The organism is Mesorhizobium sp. M7A.F.Ca.ET.027.03.2.1 (genome assembly GCF_003999175.1).
Lineage (GTDB): Bacteria > Pseudomonadota > Alphaproteobacteria > Rhizobiales > Rhizobiaceae > Mesorhizobium.
This window is the reverse complement of the sequence record NZ_RZOM01000086.1, coordinates 1-10,383: the sequence shown is the minus strand read 5'-3', so window position 1 is coordinate 10,383 and position 10,383 is coordinate 1. Positions and strand designations below refer to the sequence as shown.

The following is a 10,383-nucleotide window of genomic DNA, read 5'->3' as shown; positions in this document are numbered from 1 at the left end:
ATGCGAGCGAGGTTGTAAGCTCTGCCGCTAAAATCGGCTTTCCTGTAATTGTAAAACCAGCCACGGACACCGGCGGCAGCGAGGGGGTCCGATTGTGCGGCAGTAGCGAGGAGCTAATCCAGCATACTGCTTATCTATCAAGCAGGTGGAGTACATGGCAGTCCCCAGCAAGAATATTAGTGGAACAATTTGTGAAAGGCTTTCATTATTGGGTGGAGATGATGGGAGATGACGTCATTGGAATCGCCTCTCTCGAATTCGGTCCCTCGCCGCATTTCGTATATAATAGATGCGCCTATCCGGCCTTGCTTACCAATGAAGAGGATGAGCGCATCGCCGATGTTTCACTGAGGTGTTTACAGGCTCTCGACCTTCACTGGGGTCCGACCAACGTTGAACTCAGGTGGACGGCACATGGGCCGGTCGTCATTGAAGTAAATCCGCGTATGTCGGGCTCGCCCGGTGTTGAGCTAGTTGAGCTAGCTTGCGGTATCAATCTTATCCGAGAGCACATTAAACTCGTGATCGGCGATGAGGGCGATTTGCGCGGAACCCGTTCAGAAACTGCTGCTGCGCAATTCCTAGTTCCTGAACGGGACGGCGTTCTCGATTGGATCGATGGCGTCAGCCGGGCGGCTGCTGTACCTGGCGTCGCCAAAGTGAAGCTTTACCTTGAACCAAACACCACGATCAAAAGGAGAGGCGATCACCGAGACTTAATCGGATATGTGACCGCCAGCTCGCCTGACATCGCTCGGACGGAGGCGATACTTCAGCGGGCCGTCGGCTTAATTGAGTGGTCGGTTACATAGGTTCGATTTCCCTTGCTACCTGGCGGAGCGGCGCTTGTGTCCACCGTGTGGTGTTGCCGGGTTCAAGCGCCAGCCGCTGAAGATGATGAAGCCGACGTGCATCATTGTTGAAGCTGCTGAAGCGCTAGCGCAGCGAAGAAGAACCGCCAGGGAGCCATACGATCAGCGGATGGCGCACAGGATCGCTGGTCCTCGACGCACCCGTTTCCGGTTAACCTCCGAGCCAGCGACTGTCGGCCCTCCAACAGGGAAACCGGCAGTCCCGCGCGCGTCCGCAACAGCGGACGGTTGTCGTGCGTAGGACGGAGGAAATTCGCCCCTGCCTCGGGCGGTGAACGGGACAGCCGTAGGAGCGTCAGCAAAGCGCAGGCCGCAGGACGGGACGCGGGACGACTTTCCCCGTCCGCGGCGATCCGCATGTGTTTGCGTCAGGAGAAAGGCTGACCGGACGAAAGGCGCACTGCCGCTTCTCGAAAGTCCGGTCGCTGATCAGCGACGTGCGGTAGGATCGGCCATAGCAGGGCCGAGTTCCCCCTGGAAGAAAAAACAGGTGTTGCACCCGTCGGGTCCCCCTCAATTGCTGGGCAGCCTGTTAACTTCCAGCCTGGCATACTCGCTCTCCAGGTCGTCTTGCGCGGGTTCGGCAATTCCTCGAGCGTCAGCTCCACGGCCAAGATCGCCCGCTCAACGATCTCACCCGCGTCGAGCTCGGCCAGGCCCGAATCAATACCGGCCCAGCTGGTTGGCTGCCAGTCGCAGGAGACTGAGATTCTGCATGGCAGAGTTTACTCGGCAAGCGCCAGCCAGCGCTCTCGGTGGGCCGCATTCATACCCCAACAGAGCGCGTTCAAAGCTGAGGTTGCCGCCAAGGCGCTGTCAAGCAGAGGCTTATCGCGAAATAGAGACGTACGGGCTGCGATCGTTCGAAGGTCGTCGAACGATCGACCTGATTGCAGACCGCGCATACGCCTACGAGGCCCGGGGGTACGTCCTGGGATGTTTTAGAACAGCCATGCCCGCATTACTCCAGGAGCTTGGCGCAAGGCAACGGAGGCCTACGAGTTCTGCTGCACCCGGACAAGGAGCCCGTGTGCCGGTACTCACCAAACCGCCAGCTGGTTCCGAAATAAGGCGATGTCGCAGGTCCGAACAGCTTGCGCACGACTGCGCGAGGCATAAACTGGTTTTAACCCTAGCGAAACCTTTTGTGCATTCTCAGGGCAGTTGCTGGTGCTTACGATTAGAATGACACAAGCAAGGCTCGGCTTGCCGGATCCTGAGTATGTAATACTCCGCTTCCGCCGCTGCAGAAGCCAGTCGTCGGGGGGAACTTCGGCGGGGGGAAGGAAGCCGCGGGTCTCGATCAGCGGGATGGCATCTGGGTTTGAGGTAGCAGAACCGGGGAAGCGTCTTCACCGCTTCCCCGTCGATCCTGCGGATAGGGGCAGAGCTTGGCAAGCTAGTCCGCTCGGCAGATCGCAGAGGCGGTGGCATCGCCCAGACCATCGTGCCTCACGCGATGTCCCGCTGCCTATGCATGTCGCTCGTCGAAGTGAAGGGTGGAAAGGCAGTTGGATAAAAGGTTTGCAGGTAAGGTGGCTCTCGTGACGGGCGGGCGTAGCGGCATCGGTCTTGCGACTGCGCGACGTCTAAGGGACGAGGGCGCTCGCGTGTTCACCGCTCAACGTGGTGAGGACCGGGAATTCGAGGCCATTTCGGTCGACTTCACAGCTCCGACCAAGGCGGCTCATGCTATCAAAGCGGTTGTCGAACGGGCGGGACGGCTCGATGTCCTGGTAAACAACGCCGGGGTCATGCAGGAGGCGCTCGTCGAAGATATGAGCCTAGCAGATTGGGAGAGGACGATCGCCATAAATCTGACCACCCCATTCGTGCTGATAAAGGCGGCGATGCCTCACCTGCGGTCCACTGGCGGCGCGATCGTGAATGTCGGATCGATCGAGGGGCTGGGATCCAACCCGAAACACGCGGCCTATTGCGCCTCCAAGGCTGGTCTCCACGGTCTCACCCGCGCGGTTGCGATCGACCACGGCGCCGAAGGTGTGCGCTGCAACGCTGTCGCGCCTGGCTGGATCGACACCGACCTGAACTTGGATTTCATCGAGAGCATGCCGGACCCCAAGCGCTTTCGCCAGCAGATCGGTAATATCCATCCAATTGGGCGAACGGGGAAGCCGGAGGAGGTCGCGAACCTCGTAGTCTGGCTGGCTTCGCCAGAATCCTCGTTTATCACCGGTCAGGTGTGGACGATCGATGGAGGCCGAATGGCGAAGCTCAGTCTGCCACAGTAGAACCTGCGCAGGTTTGCCAAGCCGGACTTCATTGGACACCGCTCTCTTAAAAGGTGTTTGACAGCTTAGGTTGCAACCTGAGCGAAACGTTTGCGTTGTGCCCGGTATGAAAGAGGTCTAGGATTTCGGAGGATCTCTTGCAGTATAGTTCTAGAATTTTCTAAGCGAAAATTAACGAGCTTAAGTTCTGCGCAATGCAAGCGAAACAGGAGTATGATGGACGGTACCTTATGTTTTTTTGGATGGGAGTCGGTTTCAGCGGACACCTCCATGTGCTTCCCAATATACGTCGACCGGGCTAGATTTGGGATGTCGTGAGACGGCGATACATTTTGTACCGGGAATGGGCGCTCTCGCGGTCGGGCACTCGATCCTGATACTTGGCGCTCAGGCCAGGCCCATCGCTAGTTCCAACGCCTGCCGTTCGAAGAGGCGGCGGTAAATGCCACCATCGAGATCGATCAGCGCGGCATGATCGCCGTCCTCCATGATGCGGCCACGGTCGAAGACGAGCAGCCGATCGAGCGAGCGGACCGTCGACAGCCGGTGTGCGATGACGAGTGTGGTTCGACCCACCATCAACCGATCCACCGCTTGTTGAATGAGCACCTCGGATTCCGAATCGAGGCTCGATGTGGCCTCGTCAAGAATAAGGATCGGCGCGTTCGCCAGGAAGGCGCGCGCGATCGCCACGCGCTGGCGCTCGCCGCCGGAGAGCTTCAAACCTCTTTCGCCGACCAATGTCCCATAGCCCTTCGGCAGGGGCGCGATGAAGTCATGCGCACTGGCCAGCCGTGCCGCTTGCTCGATTTCGGCCTGGCTCGCGCCAGGCCGGCCATAGGCGATGTTCTCGGCAAGCGACCTGTGAAACAGGATAGGCTCCTGCTGCACGATCGCGATCTGCGAACGGAGCGACTCTTGGGTCACCTCGGAGACGTCCTGGCCGTCTATCAGGATCCGGCCGCCGCTCAGGTCGTAGAGTCTCTGGATGAGCTTCACGAATGTTGACTTGCCGGAACCGGAAGGTCCAACCAACCCAACCCTTTCGCCAGCCTCAATCGACAGCGAACATTGGCTATAGATCGGCAGGGGATGGTTGGCGTAACGGAAGTGGACGTTCTCGAAATCGATGCGGCCCGTCGTGATCCGGATCGGCTTGGCCTCTGGACGATCCGCAACATCCAGCTGCTGATTGTGGATGGCCACCAGTTCTTCCATATCATTAACCGAGCGTTGCACGGTGCGGACATGCATGCCGGCATCACGCAGATAGCCCTTCAGGACGATGAAGGACGTGAGAACATAGGCTATCTCGCCCGGCGTTGCCTGTCCATGCGACCACAGAAGCAGGGCATATCCGACCACCGCCACCCTGAGCGCAACCAAAGTGACGCCTTGGGTTGAGTCGACGATCGTTCCGCGCACCCAACTCCGGCGCGCGCGGTGCCGCCATTTGGTCATGATATTTTCAAGCCGCTGGTCTTCGCGAACCTCGGCGCCGAAGCCTTTGACCACAGCGTTGCAACTGACCGCGTCCGCAAGCGCGCCGCCGAGCTTTGTGTCCCATTGGTTGGCAAGGCTCGCCGCCGGCGCGACATAGCTGAGCGACAGCGAAATCGAAAACGCTAGATAGATCAGAGAGCCGCAAGCAAAGATCACGCCCATGACCGGCCAGTGCCAGCCGAGCAGCGCCGTCGAACCTACCAAGATGATAAAGGACGGGAACAGCGCGACCAATATTGTGCTGTTTAGAGGGTCGAGCGCCCACATGCCGCGCGTTATCTTGCGCACTGTCGAGCCGGCGAAGCTGTTCGCATGCCAGTCTGTCGAAAAGCGCTGGACATGATAGAACGCTTCGTTCGCGACATCGGACATCATCTTCAGCAAAAGATCGTTCAGGCCAATGACGGCGATGTGGCGCATGGCGATGGCAACGAGCGCAAGCGCAATCGGTACAGAGAAGGCTGCAAGGGCCGAATGCCAGGCTGGTGCTGCCACAGCAGCGCCGCCTGCAACAGCATCGATGAGACGACCTGAATAGACCGGCATCAGCACGTCAGCCAGCGTGGAGGCAAGCATCGCAGCCGTGATGATCGCGAGCCGCACCGGCTGCCGGCTCCAGTGGCGGACAGTGAAGGCGAGTACGTGGCGACCAGTGGCGCCGCGTCCATGGACGGGGAAACGTTTCATAGTTTCCAAGCGGGCGCATCAACACGCTCGGTCCCAAAGACGTTAAAAGACAAAACTAGAATTTTCGACCTCCCCCATAACAGCATCAATTTTGGCGGGCAGCTCCTGCCGCCTCACGACGGTGATGTTCAAAAGTCGTGCCAACTGAGCGGGAACATCCGAAGGACAAATTCAGCAGGTTACCGAGCCTGGAGAAAGTCAGCCGCGATCCAGTCGAATACTTTTGCTACGGCTGCCCAGCTCGGGAGATTGGAAAAGAAGGTCGACGTATCGATTGAATTGTGAACTTGTTCTTTCTCCATCCGATAAGCGGAGTGAGTGCATCACGTTGCCTCGATCAAATAAGTACAGTTGCCATGCAGCTTTCTCAGGCCCGGGACTTAGGTGCTGATTTCAAAAGCGCGCCGCGAATACGTTCCTGCCCATATTCCGTCAATCGAATGCTCGACTGTCGGATTGTGCGCTCCCCGACACAGTGCTGTTCGGTTCGCCTCCTGGGTACCTCCCCCAGTCGATTGACGACCTGAAGAAGAAGCTTCGCTCGCAAGCTGGCACGACTCTTGAGGGTACTCCAGGTGGCGAAAGGAACTCCGGCTCGAGTCCCGTTGACTTCGGATGTTGCGAGGCTGGGCTGGAGCAAACTTTGCACCGATGAGAACGCAATGAAGGAGGCATCATGGAACTCCCGCAGGTGGAGTTAGACCTATTCCTCGAGATGACTGATGATATCGCTCAATCCGAACAGTTGTTCGAACGGATGTCTGCGTTTGCGCTGAAGTTCGATTGCCCGTGGATTGCCTATGGCCCGCTCGCATCAAAACAGGGGGTTTTCAAGCCGAACCGAGAGGGTTCTGTGGTGATGTGGAATTATCCTGCTGAATGGCAGGAGCGCTACTCGAGAATGGGCTATGCCAAAATAGACCCACTCATCAAGAAAGGTCGAAAGGAGGCGGGGCCCTTTCGATGGAGCGAGGTGTATACCGATGAAAGCATAACTGAAGATGGACGCCGCGTCTTGGACGAAGCAGCAACATTCGGCTTGAGGTCAGGCGTTACCGTCCCATTACATGGCCCTGGTGACAGCTTTAGGTTTGTGAGTTTTGCTCAATCCTCGGACTGCGAATTGCAGAATAGAACGATCACCTACCTGCAAATGGCCGCGCTGCGGTTTCATCGGATGGTTACGAAGTTCGACACTACGACTGCGTCGGAACGAGTACATAACCTGTCTCCGAGAGAAATACATTGCATTGATTGGGTGTCGAAAGGAAAATCGTCATGGGAAATAGGAACTATTTTAGGCAGATCACGAAATACGATAGATTTCCATTTAAAAAATGTAATGCGGAAGTTGGATGCGACCAGCAGAACGGTAGCTGTTGTAAAAGCTTTGAAACTTGGGATTATCGAACCGCCGTAGGTGCGCAGCTAGTTCTCCGCCCGTAGTAGCGCGCGTGATAGCCGAGAGCTCCGGCGTGCGCTCGCTCTTCGAAGCCCCAGCGCCTCGTCCATCTCGGCCTCGAGCACCTCCTGCATCACCCACCTCGTTCGATCTATCCGGGTTTCAAAGCAGAATGTCTTTGACGGCAGCGCTGGCGGTCTTACTTTCCGTCTTGATCATGGCGGCGTTCCTTCCAGGGAATCGGTGACGTTGAGCACCACCCTGTCATGACCGCCCGCTCTCAGCGAATTTGCAGAACTCAGCACGCCATTCTGTCTTAAGCGACTGACGCATGAGTGATGTGTGTCCAAAATCTGACAGCCGTCAGAAAACATGTCGGGTTCAAAACAGCGGAGCGTCTTGGGCCTGTCGGGCTTTTCGAAGCCTATCACGCAGTAACTGCGCGCCAAGGGCACTGGCACGGCCTTTGCTGGTCGAGGTGCGGCAATATAGTGTGAGGGTTAAGCCGCATGAGAACACGGAACTCGCTCGACGTAAGGGATGATCGACCTCATCCAGAAAGCTTCTCTCCGGCGGGTTCGAGGGTGCTGCGCGCGCATCTCGGCGACGGGCCAGCGATCGACGATTGAGGCTACATCTCCGGAGCGAGTGATGCCTCGAAAATTGCAATGCTGTCTCTGGTCCGACGCGCTGGAAGTTTGTGAAGAGTCGGCCCGGCAAATCGGCGAACCGGTCGGCTTAGGCTGCGAAAAAGGGTAGATGGCCGCGTTGCCGCGGTGGATCAACAGGCGGTGTCAGAAAGCCAAAGGCACACGTACACTATCGTGGCGCTTCGCAGGAGGTAGATGGGAGTAATCACCAGTGATTTTACCGGAACTTCGCTCAGCAAACACAGCCGGCAGGGTTTTGGAGATAACGACGACCACGGGATGTGTCGTAGGATGTTCATATTGTCCCCAGGACAAGTTCGCGGTCCGGCAAAGAAAAGTGTCTCATGCGAGTCATCTGGGTCTTGAAGATTTCAAGCGGTGTCTGGCCCGCGTACCGACTTCCGTCGACATTGGTTTTGCGGGATACTCCGAACCTTGGCTCAATCCGGACTGCACCGAAATGGTGGAGCACGCCTTCGCCAAAGGCCATGGCATCAGGATTTTTACGACGCTGGTGGGAATGAACGGGCAGGACCTGCAGCGATTGCAAGCCTTGCGCTTGGGCGTATTCGTGGTCCATGTTTTCGATGACGGCACCTACATGAACAGCCGCCTGGTCGGAGACAAGTATCGCGATCTGGTTCGTCAACTCGTCGACGCGGACATCCCCTTGATCCGATTCGTGGCCTTGGGCGAGCCCCACCCAGATATAGCCGACATTATTCCTACCGAAGCACTGATAAAAGCGCGGCCGGTGAGCAGTAGGGGTGGAAGCGTCGACCCTAAGATCGTTGCACCACGTCAGCCAGTGCTCGGAGCCCTAACCTGCGTGGACGAACGACAGTATCGGAATGTTCTTCTTCCAAACGGCGACGTCACCCTGTGCTCCATGGATTTTGAACGGAGTCACGTATTGGGCAACCTTCTATATGAGGGTTACTCCGATCTGTTTGAAAAGCCAGTTTTTCGCGAAATCGTCGACCGCATGAATGGAGCGGATGGTTTTCTGCTTTGCAGAATGTGTGAATTCGCCGATCCAAACGACCGGACCTGGGCGGATGCCGGCCGAGAGGGCGTGCCTGGCAATGCGGATGGCCCCACGACAAATGCACCTGCTCGCGACGCCATCGTGTTTTCGCGTGAGGCGCGGCAGTGGGCCTCGACCACATCGAAAGTGGTCTTCGCCTTCCAACCGAGCTTGTCGGCCTGCCTGCCTTGGGGTAACGCCGATCACAGGTCAACCTCGGTCGGACGGAAATAGCGTTCGTCGATCCCGATCAGCGCTTGATTGCTTACTCACGGCCACCTCGTCAACGCCTTCACCCTCTGGGACGATCTCCTTTTCGACTCGCCTGAAGGCAGCAGCCCCAGCTGCGGCCGGGGATGGTTGCCGTCGCGGTAGTGGACGTTCTCGAAATCGATGCGGCCCTTCGCCAGCACGTCTCCCGGTTGCTTCCGCCTGGCCTACTAACGGGCTTTCCGTCAAGGGCGCCCACGGCGGCCCGCCCTCTTGACCCGGCGGCTCGGGCCAATCATCTCGCGCAAGAGATCGGAATCCGCAGTCTTCTCCAAGAGAGCGCGGCTTTCGCTGTGTCATCGGTCATCAAATAGTTTCTTGAATCAGGTTGGTGTCCGCAGCCCGAGGTTGAACGGCGAATATCGGTGACCGCCGCAAAGCCGCTCGCTCGCTACGGCGCTATTGAGGAGCGCGCTCGCGAGCGGCTTCGCTACCGCCGAGCTACACAACCTCTGGCGACGCGACCCTGCTGATCTCCTTGGACCCATTCATTGTCCGGAGGCGCTATGGGTAGCGATGGATGGGTACGTCAACTACCTGATGCCATAGTAGCGGTGCTTTCGCGGAAGCTTTAGAAGCCATCTTGTTGCAGCACATTCTCCGAAGGCATCCGAATGGAGGGCAACGCAACCCAACAATATTCGATGAGGATCCTGGCATCACCGACCAACCAAAGCTTCGTCAGGCATTCTGCTTTTCAATGTTAAACGACGAACATCTACCGCAAACCACTAGCCATTAAACAGCTCTCTTCTTTGAACGACCTATGTGCAGAGGACTTAATATGAACACCGACCCTTTCACGGCCCATGAGTCCAACGTTCGTCGCTATGGTCGGTCGTTTCCCGCGGTCTTTGCGAGGGCGCTTGGGGCCACCATCTGGGACGAGACCGGTAACGCATATATCGACTTCCTCGTCGGGTCCGGGGCGCTCAATTACGGGCACAATAATCCGGATATCATGGCGCCTGCGATTGAATATCTCGTCGGTGAGAACATTCTTCTGTCGCTTGATATGCATACGGCGGCAAAGCGTGACTTCATTGAAGGGTTCGTCGATTGGATCCTGAGACCCAGAGGCCTTTCGTACAAGATTCAGTTTCCCGGGCCGACCGGCACGAACGCCAACGAAGCGGCGCTGGCGCTGGCGCGAAAATACACCGGCCGCTCGAGCGTCATGGCCTTTACGAATGCGTTTCACGGCATGTCGCTCGGCTCTCTAGCGGTGTCGGGCTCGGCCTCAACCAGGGAACTGGGAGGCGTTGCTCGCCACGATGTGATCCGTGTTCCCTATGACGGCTATTCGAGCCAAGCTTTCGATTCCGCCAGTTACATCGACCACGTTTTGAGCGACCCGGGGAGCGGCATAGAAAAGCCTGCCGCAATTATACTGGAGACCATCCAGGCGGAAGGCGGCATGAACGCCGCATCTGCAGCTTGGCTCATGGAAATTCAGCGCATTTGCCGCACGCATGGCATTGTTTTTATCGTCGACGACATCCAGGCAGGTGCGGGCCGAACTGGCGACTTCTTCTCATTCGAGTCTGCAAAAATCGTACCGGATATTGTGTGTCTTTCTAAGTCCCTAAGCGGTTCAGGTAGTCCGTTGTCCATCGTTCTGATTCGACCCGACTTGGACATATGGAAGCCCGGAGAACATAGCGGGACCTTCAGAGGAAACAATTTCGCCTTCGTGACGGCAGGAGCCATGTGCAAGATG

At 57.4% G+C, this 10,383-nt stretch carries 6 protein-coding genes; 5 read left to right on the top strand and 1 reads right to left on the bottom strand.

What is annotated here, in order from left to right:
• The coding region (locus tag EN750_RS06310; protein WP_127395912.1) for an ATP-grasp domain-containing protein at positions 1–812 on the top strand (812 nt) is incomplete at its 5' end.
• A 1,559-nt stretch (positions 813–2,371) separates the two neighbouring features.
• A complete protein-coding gene (locus EN750_RS06305) occupies positions 2,372–3,124 on the top strand; it encodes an SDR family oxidoreductase (protein WP_245466458.1) in 753 nt (250 codons plus the stop codon).
• Between the two features lie 387 nt (positions 3,125–3,511).
• Here the strand turns inward: EN750_RS06305 and EN750_RS06300 are convergent, their stop codons facing one another.
• Positions 3,512–5,314: an ABC transporter ATP-binding protein gene (locus EN750_RS06300; protein WP_126080644.1), complete on the bottom strand. Its 1,803-nt coding sequence runs from the start codon at positions 5,312–5,314 to the stop codon at positions 3,512–3,514.
• Between the two features lie 676 nt (positions 5,315–5,990).
• Here EN750_RS06300 and EN750_RS06295 point away from each other — a divergent pair.
• From EN750_RS06295 to EN750_RS06285, 3 genes are all read left to right on the top strand, one after another.
• Positions 5,991–6,734: a LuxR family transcriptional regulator gene (locus EN750_RS06295; RefSeq protein ID WP_126080645.1), complete on the top strand. Its 744-nt coding sequence runs from the start codon at positions 5,991–5,993 to the stop codon at positions 6,732–6,734.
• A 969-nt stretch (positions 6,735–7,703) separates the two neighbouring features.
• On the top strand, positions 7,704–8,627 hold the full coding sequence (locus tag EN750_RS06290) for an SPASM domain-containing protein (protein ID WP_245482635.1): 924 nt from the start codon (positions 7,704–7,706) through the stop codon (positions 8,625–8,627).
• 820 nt (positions 8,628–9,447) lie between these two features.
• A partial coding sequence (locus tag EN750_RS06285) for a diaminobutyrate--2-oxoglutarate transaminase (RefSeq protein WP_127395911.1) occupies positions 9,448–10,383 on the top strand: 936 nt, incomplete at its 3' end.